Annotated in this window: 16 protein-coding genes and 1 riboswitch; of the genes, 8 read left to right on the forward strand and 8 right to left on the reverse strand. The window is 47.7% G+C overall.

The features are described from left to right. Positions 1-45: 45 nt before the first annotated feature. Together NOM72_RS11695 and NOM72_RS11700 are read right to left on the reverse strand one after the other, a co-directional pair. Positions 46-1707, reverse strand: a complete 1662-nt coding sequence (locus NOM72_RS11695; protein WP_035399214.1) for a glycerol-3-phosphate dehydrogenase/oxidase — start codon at positions 1705-1707, stop codon at positions 46-48. 32 nt (positions 1708-1739) lie between these two features. Next, entirely contained in the window at positions 1740-2708 is a 969-nt protein-coding gene (locus NOM72_RS11700; RefSeq protein ID WP_255999217.1) for a Gfo/Idh/MocA family oxidoreductase, read from the reverse strand. A 57-nt stretch (positions 2709-2765) separates the two neighbouring features. Here NOM72_RS11700 and NOM72_RS11705 point away from each other — a divergent pair, with 57 nt between their 5' ends. The 3 genes from NOM72_RS11705 to NOM72_RS11715 all read left to right on the forward strand — a co-directional run bounded on the left by NOM72_RS11705 (position 2766) and on the right by NOM72_RS11715 (position 4529). Next, a complete protein-coding gene (locus tag NOM72_RS11705; RefSeq protein WP_058265458.1) occupies positions 2766-3032 on the forward strand; it encodes a DUF5327 family protein in 267 nt (88 codons plus the stop codon). Positions 3033-3092: 60 nt separating this feature from the next. Next, positions 3093-3743 (forward strand): SDR family NAD(P)-dependent oxidoreductase, encoded by a 651-nt coding sequence (locus NOM72_RS11710; protein ID WP_255999218.1) that lies wholly within the window; start codon positions 3093-3095, stop codon positions 3741-3743. Positions 3744-3836: 93 nt separating this feature from the next. Further along, entirely contained in the window at positions 3837-4529 is a 693-nt protein-coding gene (locus NOM72_RS11715; protein ID WP_255999219.1) for a thermonuclease family protein, read from the forward strand. 41 nt (positions 4530-4570) lie between these two features. Here NOM72_RS11715 and NOM72_RS11720 read toward each other — a convergent pair whose 3' ends face one another. From NOM72_RS11720 to NOM72_RS11735, 4 genes are all read right to left on the reverse strand, one after another. After that, entirely contained in the window at positions 4571-5548 is a 978-nt protein-coding gene (locus NOM72_RS11720; RefSeq protein WP_023466748.1) for a cation diffusion facilitator family transporter, read from the reverse strand. Positions 5549-5580: 32 nt separating this feature from the next. Beyond that, complete coding sequence (locus NOM72_RS11725) at positions 5581-6366, reverse strand: glucose 1-dehydrogenase (protein ID WP_023466749.1); 786 nt, start codon at positions 6364-6366, stop codon at positions 5581-5583. A gap of 17 nt (positions 6367-6383) precedes the next feature. Further along, on the reverse strand, positions 6384-7235 hold the full coding sequence (locus NOM72_RS11730; RefSeq protein WP_200934669.1) for a GRP family sugar transporter: 852 nt from the start codon (positions 7233-7235) through the stop codon (positions 6384-6386). Positions 7236-7377: 142 nt separating this feature from the next. Next, positions 7378-9006 (reverse strand): ABC1 kinase family protein, encoded by a 1629-nt coding sequence (locus NOM72_RS11735; protein ID WP_255999220.1) that lies wholly within the window; start codon positions 9004-9006, stop codon positions 7378-7380. Positions 9007-9171: 165 nt separating this feature from the next. On the opposite strand from NOM72_RS11735, the gene NOM72_RS11740 reads away from it, so the two are divergent. Together NOM72_RS11740 and NOM72_RS11745 are read left to right on the forward strand one after the other, a co-directional pair. Beyond that, positions 9172-9777, forward strand: coding sequence for a trimeric intracellular cation channel family protein (locus NOM72_RS11740; protein WP_023466752.1), 606 nt, complete (start codon positions 9172-9174; stop codon positions 9775-9777). Positions 9778-9779: 2 nt separating this feature from the next. After that, a complete protein-coding gene (locus tag NOM72_RS11745) occupies positions 9780-10148 on the forward strand; it encodes a DUF423 domain-containing protein (RefSeq protein ID WP_023466753.1) in 369 nt (122 codons plus the stop codon). A gap of 97 nt (positions 10149-10245) precedes the next feature. On the opposite strand, the gene NOM72_RS11750 is transcribed toward NOM72_RS11745, so the two are convergent. Together NOM72_RS11750 and hemQ are read right to left on the reverse strand one after the other, a co-directional pair. After that, complete coding sequence (locus tag NOM72_RS11750; protein WP_023466754.1) at positions 10246-10395, reverse strand: hypothetical protein; 150 nt, start codon at positions 10393-10395, stop codon at positions 10246-10248. Between the two features lie 103 nt (positions 10396-10498). Continuing rightward, positions 10499-11275, reverse strand: coding sequence for a hydrogen peroxide-dependent heme synthase (hemQ, locus tag NOM72_RS11755; protein WP_023466755.1), 777 nt, complete (start codon positions 11273-11275; stop codon positions 10499-10501). A 345-nt stretch (positions 11276-11620) separates the two neighbouring features. On the opposite strand from hemQ, the gene pta reads away from it, so the two are divergent. The 3 genes from pta to NOM72_RS11770 all read left to right on the forward strand — a co-directional run bounded on the left by pta (position 11621) and on the right by NOM72_RS11770 (position 14735). After that, positions 11621-12607 (forward strand): phosphate acetyltransferase, encoded by a 987-nt coding sequence (gene pta / locus NOM72_RS11760; protein ID WP_035399200.1) that lies wholly within the window; start codon positions 11621-11623, stop codon positions 12605-12607. A gap of 70 nt (positions 12608-12677) precedes the next feature. After that, positions 12678-12777, forward strand: a riboswitch (purine riboswitch). Between the two features lie 75 nt (positions 12778-12852). Then, positions 12853-13437 carry a xanthine phosphoribosyltransferase gene (locus tag NOM72_RS11765; RefSeq protein WP_023466757.1) on the forward strand — a complete coding sequence of 195 codons (585 nt, stop codon included), beginning with the start codon at positions 12853-12855 and terminating at the stop codon, positions 13435-13437. Beyond that, positions 13434-14735, forward strand: a complete 1302-nt coding sequence (locus tag NOM72_RS11770) for a nucleobase:cation symporter-2 family protein (RefSeq protein WP_035399197.1) — start codon at positions 13434-13436, stop codon at positions 14733-14735. The genes NOM72_RS11765 and NOM72_RS11770 overlap by 4 nt, the downstream gene beginning before the upstream one ends. The last annotated feature ends 70 nt before the right edge of the window (positions 14736-14805 follow it).

The raw sequence follows: 14805 nt of genomic DNA on the forward strand, positions 1-14805 counted from the left end.
ACACAAAAAGACCCGGTCGCCTGAAGGCGATCGGGTCTTCTGATGTTATGAAAGTGGAACAGGTCCTTTGACGCGGACCGCATCAAATTCACGACGAATACTTTCATTGGCTTTGGCTTCATCTTCTGCCGACCAGCCGAGTTCGCTACGCATCAAGGCGAGAACACCATCTGCGTACTGTTCAGCGTGAGGGAAATCAAAGAAGACGGCCGAGGCACGACGGTTCAAGAAGTCGCCGGGTTGCATGACGAGTTCAGCTTCTAATCCATATAGAAGGGCGCCGAACCAGTGTAACGGTAATTGATAACGAGCTGCCTCGTCGCCACGTGTCCGAATCAACTCGTAGACACGTTCGACGTTCGTACCGTAACGTTGGATGAGCCATGTCGCCTCATTCGGTGACAATCCGAGTGCTTCTCCTTTTGGTTGTTGTTCCTTCAAGTAGCGGGCAAATCCTTTACTTCCTTGTGGATGACCACCACCAAGCAAGATATCGTGCGTACGGGAAGCGAGGTAAATCCGGTTTTCTTCTGTCTTGAATTGGTCTGCGACCATATCGATGATTCGTTCTGCCATCTTCCGGTACCCGGTCAACTTCCCACCAGCGATTGACATCAGCCCAGATTTCGAGACGAAGATTTCATCTTTTCGGGACAGTTCACTCGGGTCCTTTCCATCTTCATGAATGAGTGGGCGCAGTCCGGACCATGTCGATTCGACGTGTTCAGGTCGTAACTCGACGTTGAACATTTGATTCGTAGCCTCTAGGATATAGTCCTGATCCTCCACAGTGACACCCGGCTCAAGAATATCTCCTTTATAGTTCGTGTCAGTCGTTCCGACATACGTTTTCCCTTCGCGTGGAATCGCAAAGATCATCCGACCATCTGGAACGTCGAAATAAACGGCCTGTTGTAGTGGGAAATGCGCTTGATCGATGACGAGATGAATGCCTTTCGTCAGGTGGAGTGATTTCCCAGCTTTCGAACCATCTTTTTCTCGTAGTTCGTCGACCCACGGACCAGTTGCATTGATGATTTTCTTTGCCCGAATCGTATACGTTTTGTCACTTAAGACGTCACGGACTTCGACACCGACAACTTTTCCATTGTGGTAGACGAGCGATTCAGCCTTCGTATAGTTGACGGCACGTCCACCGTAACCAACGGCTGCCTTTAAGACTTCGACTGTCAATCGGGCATCATCCGTTTTATATTCGACATAACGACCACCACCGACTAAGTGTTCCGAACGTAATAGTGGCTCGTAACGTAATGTTTCTTCTTTGCTGAGCATCGTCCGGCGTTCATTGCGTTTGACGCCTGCGAGCTGGTCATAGACGCGTAAGCCAATCGATGTCGAGAAGCTGCCGAACGTTCCGCCTTCGACGAGTGGAAGCATCATCCACTCCGGCGTCGTCACGTGTGGGGCGTTCTCATACACGATGGCACGCTCTTTTCCGACTTCGGCAACAAGTTTGATTTCGAACTGCTTCAGATAACGCAATCCACCATGGACGAGTTTCGTCGATCGGCTCGATGTCCCTTCGGCGAAGTCCTGCATCTCGATCAATCCTGTCCGCATGCCTCGACTTTGTGCGTCAAGCAAAATACCGGCTCCCGTGATACCGCCCCCGATGACGAGCACGTCTAAAAGTTCTTGTCCCATCTCTTCTAACCAAGCTGTCCGTTCCGTACTTGAAAACATCTTGTCTTCCCCCTGTTCGTCTGAATGGATAGTTAGTCTACTTCTATCCATGTACCCGATTTTGCACTCTTTTGAGCACGATCAATGATTTTCATGACGAGTTCAGCCTGTTTCGGAGAAACAGGTGGTGTTGTTCGCTGTCGAATGGCTGGGGCGAGATCTGTATAATAATCCCCAAATTGCCCGGAGACAAAAGGAAAGTCTTCAAGGGGACCGTTTGCTTCAGCCAATTGATACGTCGCTCGTTTCGTATCGACTTCATCGACGAAATAGCTAGCCTTTGTCCCGTGTACCATTAGCGAAGGACCGACAGCCGGAACGATGGAACCGATGTGCAAAATAGCGCGTCGTGTGCCGAAGGCTAAAATGAGATGTGTGTAGTCATCGACGATTCCACCTTGTCGTTGAATCGTTTGATCACAAAAGACACGATCCGGAATTTCATCGAAGGCGACAAGTGCTTGATCGATCAAGTGTGATCCAAGATCATACAAGAGACCGGCACCGGGTACGTCCTGTTCGCGCCAACGATCCTGGACATCGGGACGGTAGCGATCATAATGCGCTTCGAACGTCTGGATCGTACCGAGTCGTCCGGATTCGAGTAAGGTCATCAGCGTTCGAAAGTCCTTCGTATACCGACGATTATGATAAACTGTCAGTAACCGATCGTGTATACGTGCTAGTTCTGTCAACGTTTCGGCTTCTTCAAGCGTGACAGTGAACGGTTTCTCGACGAGTACATCACAGCCCGATAGCAAAGCGAGGCGCGCAAGTGGATAATGTCGTTCATTTGCTGTCGCGATGACGACTAAATCGATTTGTTCTTTAGCGAGCATGGCTTCAAGTGTCGAATAAACAGGTAGCGTCGCGTCATAAGCAGCGACTGCTTCCGGACGACTCGACTGAACAGCGACTAACTGATAATCAGGTGCGTGTAAATAAGGAGCATGTAAATGTTCACCGGCAATACCAAAACCAACTAAAGCGGTACGAATCATGGAAAACACATCCTTTTCAAGTTCATACCCTCAATCTACCATAAGGAGGAATACAAGATGATTACGGAACAACACATCATCGAAAAGATGCGTCAAGCGATGCAACGCATTGAGCAAACGACAGGAGCCGCGCAGAAAGAGCAGATTGCAGCAATGAAGGCGTACTGTGAACTATTACTTGAATCTGAGGCGACATCAAGTTCAACGATATCGCTACCTACGTCAACACCTCAGGCAACACCAACAGTCGATCCGATGTTAGCGCGTTTCATGGGTGTTTCGCAGGAGAAAGAAGAAAAAGGCACTTCATTGCTCGATTTTTGAATGAAATGATGCGATTCAGGGAATAACCATCACAGTTGAAACGAGAAGGGGAGATACGTCATGAAAACAGTAATCGTCATCGGAGCAGGACCAGGAAACGGATATGAAATCAGTAAACGATTCGGACAAGAAGGCTTTCAAGTCGTTTGTGCGGCGCGGACGCAAGAAACACTCGCAGCCGTCATCACGGAACTAAAAGAAGCGGGCGTGGAAGCGGTCGGAGTGGAATGTGATGCTTCACGAAAAGCTGATATCGCATCCCTCATCGAATGGACAGAGGAGCAATACGGGCAAGTCGATGTCTTAGTCTACAATGCTTCGATTTTACATCAAGCGTCTGTCCTCGAAGTCTCGGCAGAACAGATTACGAAAGAGTTCGAAATCGACGTGCTCGGTGCACTGCATGCCGCACAACTCGTTGCTCCGTCGATGCAGGAACGAAAAGACGGCGTTATCCTGATTACTGGAGGCGGCGCTGCGATGCAAGCGATCAAATCGTTACCAGGGCTTTCAATCGGGAAGGCAGGCGTTCGCCAAGTGACGCATATGTTACATGATACGTTGAAGGAAGACGGTGTCTACGTCGGAACTGTCACGATTGCCGGGGAAGTGAAGCGTGGAACGGCACTTGATCCGAAAAATGTAGCGGAAGCGTTCTATCAACTTTATACTAACCGAAATGAAGTTGAAACGGTTCTTTCAGCAGACTAACGAATAAACAAGATAGCGTATGCGGGTTCGGGCTTTGACCGAATCCGTATTTTCATGGAAAGGAGCGAAACAGAAGTGAGACGATATGCAATGATGAGTCTACTTTTTTTATTCGTTCTCATCGGTTGTGCACCAGAAGAAACCGATTTGCTTGGCATCAAGCAACCGGACGACGAAAAAATCACGAAGGCGACGGTCGAACGCGTCATCGATGGGGATACGTTAAAAGTGAAGTTGGCGGATGGGAAAACGGAGGACGTTCGTCTACTCCTTGTCGATACACCAGAAACCGTCAAACCGGATACACCGGTTCAACCGTATGGAACGGAAGCTTCAGCGTTTACGAAAGAGACCTTACCGAGCGGGACAGCAATTCGGTTGGAGCGTGATCATTCCCGGACCGATCGATACGGAAGATTACTCGCATACGTCTGGTACGGCGATAAGATGTTGAATCAGGAGTTACTCCGAAAAGGACTCGCACGTGTAGCATTCGTCTATGAGCCGGACACACGTTATGTCGATATGTTCGAACAGATCGAACAGGGAGCCAAGCAGGCGAAGAAAAAGATTTGGGAGCACGATGGCTACGTCACGAATCGTGGCTTCGACGCTCAAGCGATTACAGAAACGAAATCCTGCGAAATCAAAGGCAACATCAATCGGTCGGGTAAAAAAATCTACCATGTACCGGGAGGTCAGTCCTACGATGAAGTGAAGCCAGAGCAACAGTTTTGTACGGAAAAAGAAGCAGAAGAAGCCGGATTTGTCCGCGCTGCACGCTAATGAATGCACACAAAAAGCCATCGGAATCGATGGCTTTTTGTTTACTCTACAGGTGGTGAGGGGGATTGATACTGCTGTACTTTATCATCTTCATCAAAGGAAATCGTGACATCGGTGATTCCTTTAAGAATTCGGATTTGAAGTTCAAGCCGGTCCTTGATGTCGTCCGCTTGGGCAATCGTTAAGTTAGGATCCACTTCAATCTCTGTCTCGACATGGAAGTGATCCCCTTCCTTAATGACTTCAAGCTTTTCAATATCACGAACCGCTTCATCACGTAATAGGATTTCACCGATTTTAGCAGTCAGTACTTCATCAATCTCACCGAGCGCACCGGCAGCATTTTGAATAAAGACATTATAGACGACGTAGAACATCATCAGACCAATCAAAATCGATGCAATGCCCTCTGCTTGATAAAACGATGTGTAATGCGAAATCAGAACGGCAATGATCGCGATGATACCACCGAGAGTCGCAACAAGATCTTCCATGAAGACAAGACGTGTAGCTGGTTTTGCCTGCCCAAGATGGGTGAAGCTTTGACCAACTAGTGTCAGCCCTCTAGACTTAAGCCCGGTTTCATGAGCAATCTCGATCATCGCTTTATAAAAGACGCCGACTTCGAGGACAACACCAATTCCAAGTGCCGTCAAAATGATCCAAAGCCCAGTCGTCTCTTCGCCAGGACCATGTGTGATATGCAAGATTCCTTCACGAATCGTCTCATACGCAAGCAACGCAACGACGATGATTGCAGCAAGTAACACGAGGTTAACAAGGCGACCGAATCCGTTCGGGAATCGCTTCGTTGGTGCTTTTTTACTTAGAGCAGAACCGATATAGACGAAAAATTGATTCGCCGCGTCACCGATCGTATGCATCATTTCAGCAAACATTGCAACGTTCCCAGTCAAGATATAAGCGACGAACTTGATGATAGCAATGATCGTGTTGACGATTGCAGCAGCAAGTGCTGACTTATTGCCGCGACGGATCAATGAGAAAAAAGTGGCCATGAGCGGTTCTCTCCTTGTCTATTCAAAATAGGTTAACCGCGTCCTGCTTGGAACGATGGGTAAAGTGTCATTCCGCCGTCCGCAAAGAGTGTGATACCAGTGACATAACTCGCTTCGTCCGACGCAAGCCATGCGGCAACGGCTGAAATTTCCTCAGGTTTTCCGATATTGCCCATTGGAATCATACTCTCGACTTCTTTTCGTTGTTCCGGATCTTCGAATTTTTCAGCGTTGATCGGTGTATTAATCGCACCAGGTCCAATCGCATTGACCCGAATTCCTTTTGGTGCATATTCCATCGCAAGGGTTTGTGTCATTAATTTAACGCCACCTTTACTTGCAGCGTAGTGGACGAACGTTGGCCATGGAATGATTTCATGAACACTCGACATGTTGATGATGCTACCTTTAACATCGTGTTCGACGAAGTACTTCAGAGCTTCACGCGCACCGAGGAATGCACCTGTTAAGTTGACGTCGATGACTTTTTGCCAGTCTTCGAGTGACATCTCATGGGAGGCTGAAGGCATTTCAATCCCTGCGTTGTTGACGAAAACATCCAACTGACCAAAGTGAGCGACAGTCTCTTTGACAAGGTTGATCATATCGTCTTCTTTCGAGACATCTCCTTGAATTGTAATAGCTTCGCCGCCTTTATCTTGAATCGATTCAGCGATTTTCTTCGCTTCTTCCGGATGACTGCGATAGTTGATGACGACACGCATACCTTCCTCTGCATAACGGCGAACGATGGCTTCACCGATTCCCATTGATCCACCTGTTACGATGGCTACTTTTCCCTTTAAACTTTCATACATGATGCTTCACTCCTTCATTATTGTTTCGTAAATCCAATCATGATCCCGCCAGCAACGACTAAAATACAACCGATGATGACGAATGTCATTTCTTTCTTTGTCTTCGTTTCTTTTAGTAAGAGTACGCCACCAATCGTTGAGATGACGACCCCTGTTTGAGATAAGGAGAAGCTCGTTGCGACCCCGACTTTTGCTGTGGCAAACAGTAAAGCGACGTTCCCGACAGCCCACATGAGTCCACCGATAGTATTGCCGGCTGTTTTTTTCGTGAAGAGATCTCCTTCTCGTAAAGAAAGAAGAATGGCACTCACGACCATCCCGACAGCTTGTGGTAAGACAGCTTCCCAACCGTTGATATCGAACCAACGGGCAATGACGACGTAGCCAACATATCCGACAGTAGAGATGAGGAGGAGCGTCAGTCCTTTTCCGATATTCTCATCTTGTTTACTCTTATCTTCCTTGTAAGATGTGAAAGCTGCTCCGGCAATGATCAATACAAGGGCACTGATTCCGAGAATCAACGCAGTTGTCGTTGACCACTCTCCAAAAGCGAGAACACCAAACAACGATGTTCCGACGAGTTGCATCCCTGTTGAGATTGGCATCGTCTTTGATACACCCATTTGACGGAATGCGGCAAATTGATTTTTTTGACCGAGCGCCCAGAATGCACCAGAAAAGAATCCGGCAACCCAAGCAGTCGTCGACATCTCTGGGCTGACAAAAAAGAAGGTGACGATCGCGAAAAGCAATGCACCCAGAGTCGTACCGATAATTTGTTGCGCCGTTGAACCTCCGATTTTCGAGACGACGAGCGGCAACGATCCCCACATTAATGCAGGAACGATGGCAATTAAAATATCAATCAAGTGTTTCACCTCTCCTTACTGTTATCTCTCTACTTGAAGCTGTACCCCGCGAGACGCGAGGAAAAACCTCGAAGCGCGAAGAGGAATTATTCTGAAATAAAAAAACGTCCACCGAAGTGGACGCATATTGTCGTTCTATTTAACGGAACGGTTCATCGGCGATCCGGACAATTTGTCGTCCGATCCGTCGACCATTCCATAAAGCGATGACGGCGATCGTCAAGGAAATGCCCATGACGTCGTACTGCGTAAAATAATAGCCGAGATAGCTAAAGGGAAGACTGATGATTCCGACGAGTGAACTCGTCCACTGTCGGATTTTGAGTGACTCGATGTTCGCGACACGAGAGAACTTTTGTTGCTCCATGATCCGCCAACGCGTCGGTTCGCTGAGAGCGTCGTTGACAAGACGCGGGAAGGCGAGCAATCGCGCACCGTACGATCCAGCGATTTGAAGATAACGATTTTGGTTTTTTCCTTCATCATCGAGCCAACGCCGAACCATTGGTTTGGCTAACTCGAGTAGGTTGATTTGCGGTGAAAGAATCTGAAGAATCCCAAGAATCGTCGAGGCAGCACGACCGAAGAACGCAAACTCGGCAGGGAGCTGGATCGGTTCGTTTCGGACGAGCAATTCGATATCGGACAAGACTTTCTCAATCAGTTTCGTGTCGACGTTTTCCATATCACTCTCGAGATAGAACGTGACCGCTTTTTCAATTGCTTGTCGGATATTTTGCTTATTCGCATTCGGCAACAGGAATCGTAAATCTTCGAGACCATCGACGATCGCATCATAATCTAATGTGACGAAGGATTGGAGGATTCGTTGAATCGCTCGCATGTCATCAGGCGTCGTCGCTCCAATCATCCCAAAATCAAGCAAGACGATTTTGCCGTCGGACTGGACGAGGACGTTGCCCGGGTGTGGGTCGGCGTGAAATTTCCCGCCGAACAGTAATTGCTCACCAGCGTTCAAGAAGAGATTACGCGCTAGTTCGTCACGATCAATCTGATGTTCCGCTAAATAATCGAGATCGGTGATACGTGTCCCGTCAATCCATTCCATGACGAGCACACGATTCGTACAATGTTCTTCATAATAACTCGGAATATAGATGACAGGATTCGTCTCATACATTTTTTTAAAGTAGAGACCGTTTTTTAATTCAGTTCGGTAATTCAATTCATCACCGATGACGAAGACCATTTGGCGATACAGACTTTGTAAATCAGTCGATTTGTTTAATGAAGTCCGGCGTAACATGGCAATGACGATGCGCATGGCACGGAAATCGGTTTTGATGATTTGTTCGATGTTCGGTCGCTGAACTTTGATCGCAACTTTTTTACCATTTGATTTTAAGGTTCCGCTGTACACCTCACCAATCGAGGCAGAAGCGACAGGACGGGAACTGATATCCGAGATGATCTCTTCGATCGGCATACCCCAATCCTCTTCGATGATCTTACGTGACTCTCCAAGTTTACTTGAAGGAACTTTATCGACCAGTTCGGTCAGTTCCATCAAAACGGATGGCGGAAACAGATCAGCTCGAATCGATAAGAACTGACCGAGCTTGATCAATAGTCCTTCTAACCGTAATGCTTTTTTCTTATAGTCACGCGCAATCCGGATCATGATGCGCTCAAACTCTTCGTTGTTCGTACCTGGCCGGTTTTTCCGGGTGAATCGATAGATCGTAAAGATGTAACGTGCGAACATCGTCACGATGACGATGATGCGATAAAGCGCCCAACGTTTCATACGGTCACCTAGCTTCCTGTACAGTTTGTTTCAGTATAGGTTACTTTACCTAAAAACGTCACTCGCAAACGGTCGAAACGGTGACAGAAAATTAATGCTTTACGGAAACTAAAAAGAGAGTATAGTAAGTATTGGAATTTCTTTGTAGAAAGGTGAAATGTGCGCATGTCCTGGGACTTATTGAATATCATCGGCACGGTCGCTTTTGCGATGAGTGGAGCAATCGTTGCGATGGAAGAAAAATATGATTTATTCGGTGTCTGGTTACTTGCTTTGATCACAGCATTCGGTGGTGGTGCCATTCGTAATTTACTGATTGGTGTACCGGTATCCGCTCTCTGGTCGCAAGGTGGTCTCTTTTTAGTCGCGATTCTCGTTGCGTTGTTGATCTTCATGTTACCCCAGTTGTTCTTGCCGCACTGGACACGTTGGGGCGTCCTTGCGGATGCGCTCGGATTGTCTGCGTTTGCGATTCAAGGTGCTTTGATGGCGACAGCAAAAGGACTGCCATTGTCAGCAACGATTTCGGCTGCTGTACTGACTGGTGTTGGTGGTGGAGTGATTCGCGATTTACTCGCTGGTCGGAAACCGCTCGTCTTGCATAAAGAGATTTATGCGATGTGGGCCGTCATGGCAGCACTTGTGATTGATCGTTTCCAATTGACGAATCCTCTACATTTGTTCACATTGCTCGGACTCATCACTGTTTTACGTATGCTATCGTATTATTATGAATGGAATTTACCAGCACGACGGTTAGGGGGAGAATAAGCATGAAAGTGTTCATTATGATTGGCGCGATCTCGATGATGTTATCGGTCGCACTAGGTGCATTCGGTGCACACGCCTTAAAAGATATGTTGACGGAACGGATGCTCGCGAACTGGCAGACAGGCGTTCTTTACCAGATGGTACACTCGCTCGGTATTCTAGCACTCGGGGGACTCTTATTAAAAGCATCGATTCCACAATGGTCATTAGCTGCATGGCTGATGCTCGCCGGAATCGTCTTCTTCTCCGGTAGTCTGTACGTCATGGCATTGACGAACGTAACAAAACTGGGTGCTATCACACCGATCGGTGGCGTCTTGTTCATCGCAGCATGGATCTTTGTCGCAATTGGTGCCTACAAAGGATTATGAGGATTGACCGTTTTTCTTCCGTCATGAAGAAGAACGGTCTTTTTTTGTATGAAAAACGCCTACTCGCGATGGAGTAGGCGTAGGTATCAAAACGAATTCATCGTTTTGTCGTTTGAGTTTTGTTTAGCTTCGATAATGCTTGCTCATAGCGATCCAGTACGCGATCTGCAACCGGTTTCAGCTCTTTTGAAAGCACAGCGAATTGCAATTCACGCGATCGTGTCGATCGGTTCATAGCATTCCCCATGGTAATTCCTCCTTACGTAATCAACCTACTATTTTATAGCCTGTTTTGTAGCCGCAAGGAGTATATTCCCATGAGATATTTCAATCAAACGTCATTCAACACATTAAAGTGCAAAATGAGTATTTAATTGTTCACTTTCGAGACGGTTCCCGATGAAGAACTCACCAAACTCACCGTACTTCGCGCTGACTTCGTCAAAACGCATTTCATAGACGATTTTCTTGAACTGAAGAATGTCGTCTGAGAAGAGCGTGACGCCCCATTCCCAATCGTCAAATCCAGTTGATCCACCGATGATTTGCTGAATTTTCCCAGCATAACTCCGACCAATCATACCATGACGATACATGAGCTCTTTACGTTTCTCCATTGAGAGCGTGTACCAGTTGTCGCCATCGCGACGCGACTTGCTCATCGGGTAGAAGCAGATGTGCTTCGCTTGCGGCAAGATTGGATAGAGACGATCACGCACGTAAGGGTTCTCGTATGGGTTTCCTTCGCCTGAACCACGGTACGTACCGAGTTCGACGACAGAAACGTAAGAATACGTCGGGATCAAGTAATCATAGAGATCAAGTTTTTGCATTTTGACTTCGACGTCTTGGATTTGTTCCATCGTTGGACGAAGAACCATCAAGACGAGATCGGCTTTTTGACCGATGATCGTGTAAAGTGCGTGGCTTCCGTCTTTTGCCGCTTCGACACCAGAAAGCTCTGAGAGGAAAGCTTGGAATTCTTCAATCATGCGCGCGCGGTCTGTCGCGTCGACTTGTTTCAAGCGTGACCAATCGATCCGGCGGAAATCATGTAATGTATACCAGCCGTCGAGTGTTTCAGCGGCTTGTTGCGTAGCAGTCGGTTCAGATGTTTGGTGTTGCATGGGATGACCTCCTGAGTCTGAAATAAATTGTCTTTTTCCATATCCTATCTTATCACATTCTACTGAAACGCTTCGCCCGAAAAGGTCTTTGTCCATGAGATCGTAACACATGAAAAAAGCAGAGAGTGGGTAAAAGGGGAAGTGGAGATTACGTTGCTTGGAAATAGTCTCTGTACCATTCTTGAAAATGACTGTAATAGTCAGTGAATATGGCTTCAGTGCTTTTGTTAGATAACTTTTTTGCAAATTGTTTTAACAACGATTGAGAACTGTGTATAATAAACGATGGAAAAGAAAATGGATCAAATCGACGACGTCGTGTTTACCTAAAAAGGAGAGAAACTCATGCAACTATTCGATATGTTAGAACAAAAGATTAAAGCGCACCAACCGAAAATCGTATTCCCAGAAGGAATTGACGCGCGTGTTCTTGGCGCAGCTGTCCGTTTGAAGAAAGACGGTCTCGTCACACCGGTCGTCATCGGACCACGTGTACAAATCGAAGAAACAGCAGCAGCGAACGGAATCGATGTCACGGGACTTGATACGATTGATCCTGCTTCTTACGCTGGAATCGATGAGCTCGTCGCATCGTTCGTTGAGCGTCGTAAAGGGAAAGCAACAGAAGAGCAAGCACGTGCTGTCATCTTAAAAGACGTGAACACGTTCGGTACGATGCTCGTTCACACAGGGCAAGCAGAAGGTCTTGTATCGGGTGCCATGCACGCAACAGGTGATACGGTTCGTCCAGCACTTCAAATCATCAAAATGCAAGAAGGATATAAAAAAACATCAGGCGTCTTCATCATGGTACGTGACGATGAGCAATACGTCTTCGCAGACTGCGCGATCAACATCGCACCAGATGCGAACGACCTAGCAGAAAACGCAATCGCATCTGCGAAAACAGCAAAAACATTCGGTATCGATCCGAAAGTAGCATTGCTCAGCTTCTCGACAAAAGGTTCAGCAAAATCACCAGAGACAGAGCGTGTCGTTGAAGCAACACGCATTGCTAAAGAACGTGCACCAGAGCTTGCAATCGATGGCGAACTCCAATTCGATGCAGCATTCGTTCCAAGCGTCGCGAAATCAAAAGCACCAGAATCAGATGTCGCAGGTCAAGCGAACGTCTTCATCTTCCCAAGTCTTGAAGCTGGAAACATTGGCTACAAAATCGCACAACGTCTTGGTGGATTCGAAGCAATCGGTCCGATCCTTCAAGGGTTGAACAAACCGGTCAACGATCTTTCACGCGGTTGTAACGAAGAGGATGTCTACAAACTCGCGATCATCACGGCAGCGCAAGCAGTCGAAGAACGCCAAGCCTAAGCACGGTGTGAAAAAGTCTTTACTTTTTCGCTAAACCCCGTACAATGGTACACATCACGAAAATCACGAAACGTAAACGTATAGCAACGCTCGTATAATAGTGGGAATTGGCCCACGAGTCTCTACCGGATCGCCGTAACGGTCCGACTACGGGTGGTGAGTTACTGCTCTCTTTTTTGGCGTACAGTGGCTGCCCCCGGGTAGCGGCTGTACGTTTTTTCGTTTTTAAAGAGGAGAATGCATGTATGAAACGTCTACACGACATGATTAATCAAGAGGGAATCGTATTATCGGATCAAGTATTGAAAGTGGATGCCTTTTTAAACCATCAGGTCGATCCGACCTTGATGTGGGAAATCGCCTATGAGTTCATGGATCGCTTCCAAGATGCCGGTATCACGCGGATTTTGACGATCGAAGCAGGTGGTATTGCCCCGGCAATGATGACGGCGCTCCGTTTAGGGGTACCAATGGTCTATGCCCGTAAGACGAAATCCGTCACCTTGAATGAAGGAACGATTTCAGCTGAAGTCTTCTCGTTTACGAAGCAACAAACGAGTACGATTACGGTTGCGGAAAAATACCTACAACCGGGTGAACGAGTTCTGATCATCGACGATTTCCTCGCGAACGGGGAAGCAGCATTTGGTCTTGCTCGCCTCGTTGAGCAAGCAGGTGCGGAAGTTGCTGGTTTTGGAATCGTCATTGAAAAGTCGTTCCAACCGGGACGTCAAAAGTTAATCGAAGCCGGGTTCCGCGTCGAGTCACTCGCACGCGTGGAGTCGTTGAAGGATGGAAAAGCGACGTTCGTTGACTCGGTGACCGTATGAGACTATCGAACTTCAAAGCCGCTAGTCTCGGACTTCAGCATGTGCTCGCGATGTACACAGGAGCAGCTGTAGTTCCGCTGATCGTCGGGAGTGCGATCGGATTGTCGGGAGAAGAACTTGCTTATTTAGTGGCGATTGATCTCTTCATGTGTGGCGTAGCGACCTTACTACAAGTGCTCGTCACGAAATATACAGGCGTCGGTCTTCCTGTCGTCCTCGGTTGTACCTTCACCGCAGTCGGTCCGATGATCGCGATCGGTAGTCTTCAAGGGATTACGGCGATTTATGGTGCTTTAATTGCGAGTGGGTTGATCATTCTCGTCATCTCAGGCTGGTTTAGTAAGATTGCAGTCCTGTTCCCGCCAGTCGTCCTTGGTTCTGTCGTGACGATCATTGGGATTTCCTTGATTCCGGCTGCAATCAACGATATCGGGGGCGGACAAGGGGTGAAGGACTTTGGTGACGCACGTTATCTTGGACTCGCCGGACTAACGATCGTCTTGATTTTAATCTTGAATCGCTACGGCACGGTCTTTTCAAAAGCAGCAGCCGTCTTGATTGCTGTGATGATCAGTACACTGGTTGCGTTTGGCATGGGGATGATCGACTTCAGTCCGGTGGCGGAAGCGTCATGGTTCCAAATGGTGACGCCATTCTACTTCGGTGTTCCGACATTCAATGCGACGGCGATCTTGACGATGACGCTGGTTGGTCTCGTCTCGATGGTCGAATCGACAGGTGTGTTCTTGACACTTGGTGAGATCACGGATCGCCGTTTGACGGATAAAGACCTAGCACGTGGCTACCGGGCAGAGGGTGTCGCGACGATCGTTGGCGGTATCTTTAATAGTTTCCCGTATACGACCTATAGCCAAAACGTCGGTCTAGTTCAGTTGACTGGCGTGAAGACACGTAAAGTCATTTTATTTGCGGGCGGATTTTTAATCTTGCTCGGCTTCTTACCAAAAGTGGCGACGTTCACGACGTTGATTCCAAAACCTGTCCTAGGTGGGGCGATGTTGATCATGTTCGGAACGGTCGCAGCGAGCGGGATTCGTATTCTGTCGCGGGTCGATTTCTCGAAGAATGAACACGTCATCACGGTGGCACTTGCCCTCGGAATTGGTCTAGGAATCAGTATGAATCCTGAGATCGTAGCCGGTCTCCCGTCACAAATCCGTGTCTTGACGGATAGCCCGATCGTCGCAGGGTCACTAACGGCATTATTGCTAAATGGAATCTTCCGATTGACGAGTAAGTCGGAGTCACCGGATGTACCACTTGCTAAAGTTGAATAACAATTGTAACTTTCCGAAAGGAGCCATCCTGTATACTACATAGTAGCAGGTGGTTCCTTTTTTATACTGC

It is taken from the genome of Exiguobacterium sp. LL15 (assembly GCF_024436095.1).
In the GTDB taxonomy this organism is placed as follows: Bacteria; Bacillota; Bacilli; order Exiguobacteriales; family Exiguobacteriaceae; genus Exiguobacterium_A; species Exiguobacterium_A indicum.

What these genes read in the sequence shown, in the direction of transcription:
- NOM72_RS11715 (WP_255999219.1), top strand. Translation starts at nt 3,837, where the DNA reads ATGAGTCTACTTTTTTTATTCGTTCTCATCGGTTGTGCACCAGAAGAA.
- NOM72_RS11765 (WP_023466757.1), top strand. Translation starts at nt 12,853, where the DNA reads ATGAAACGTCTACACGACATGATTAATCAAGAGGGAATCGTATTATCG.
- NOM72_RS11750 (WP_023466754.1), bottom strand. Translation starts at nt 10,395, where the DNA reads ATGGGGAATGCTATGAACCGATCGACACGATCGCGTGAATTGCAATTC.
- NOM72_RS11720 (WP_023466748.1), bottom strand. Translation starts at nt 5,548, where the DNA reads ATGGCCACTTTTTTCTCATTGATCCGTCGCGGCAATAAGTCAGCACTT.
- pta (WP_035399200.1), top strand. Translation starts at nt 11,621, where the DNA reads ATGCAACTATTCGATATGTTAGAACAAAAGATTAAAGCGCACCAACCG.
- NOM72_RS11700 (WP_255999217.1), bottom strand. Translation starts at nt 2,708, where the DNA reads ATGATTCGTACCGCTTTAGTTGGTTTTGGTATTGCCGGTGAACATTTA.
- hemQ (WP_023466755.1), bottom strand. Translation starts at nt 11,275, where the DNA reads ATGCAACACCAAACATCTGAACCGACTGCTACGCAACAAGCCGCTGAA.
- NOM72_RS11735 (WP_255999220.1), bottom strand. Translation starts at nt 9,006, where the DNA reads ATGAAACGTTGGGCGCTTTATCGCATCATCGTCATCGTGACGATGTTC.
- NOM72_RS11705 (WP_058265458.1), top strand. Translation starts at nt 2,766, where the DNA reads ATGATTACGGAACAACACATCATCGAAAAGATGCGTCAAGCGATGCAA.
- NOM72_RS11745 (WP_023466753.1), top strand. Translation starts at nt 9,780, where the DNA reads ATGAAAGTGTTCATTATGATTGGCGCGATCTCGATGATGTTATCGGTC.
- NOM72_RS11770 (WP_035399197.1), top strand. Translation starts at nt 13,434, where the DNA reads ATGAGACTATCGAACTTCAAAGCCGCTAGTCTCGGACTTCAGCATGTG.
- NOM72_RS11740 (WP_023466752.1), top strand. Translation starts at nt 9,172, where the DNA reads ATGTCCTGGGACTTATTGAATATCATCGGCACGGTCGCTTTTGCGATG.
- NOM72_RS11710 (WP_255999218.1), top strand. Translation starts at nt 3,093, where the DNA reads ATGAAAACAGTAATCGTCATCGGAGCAGGACCAGGAAACGGATATGAA.
- NOM72_RS11695 (WP_035399214.1), bottom strand. Translation starts at nt 1,707, where the DNA reads ATGTTTTCAAGTACGGAACGGACAGCTTGGTTAGAAGAGATGGGACAA.
- NOM72_RS11725 (WP_023466749.1), bottom strand. Translation starts at nt 6,366, where the DNA reads ATGTATGAAAGTTTAAAGGGAAAAGTAGCCATCGTAACAGGTGGATCA.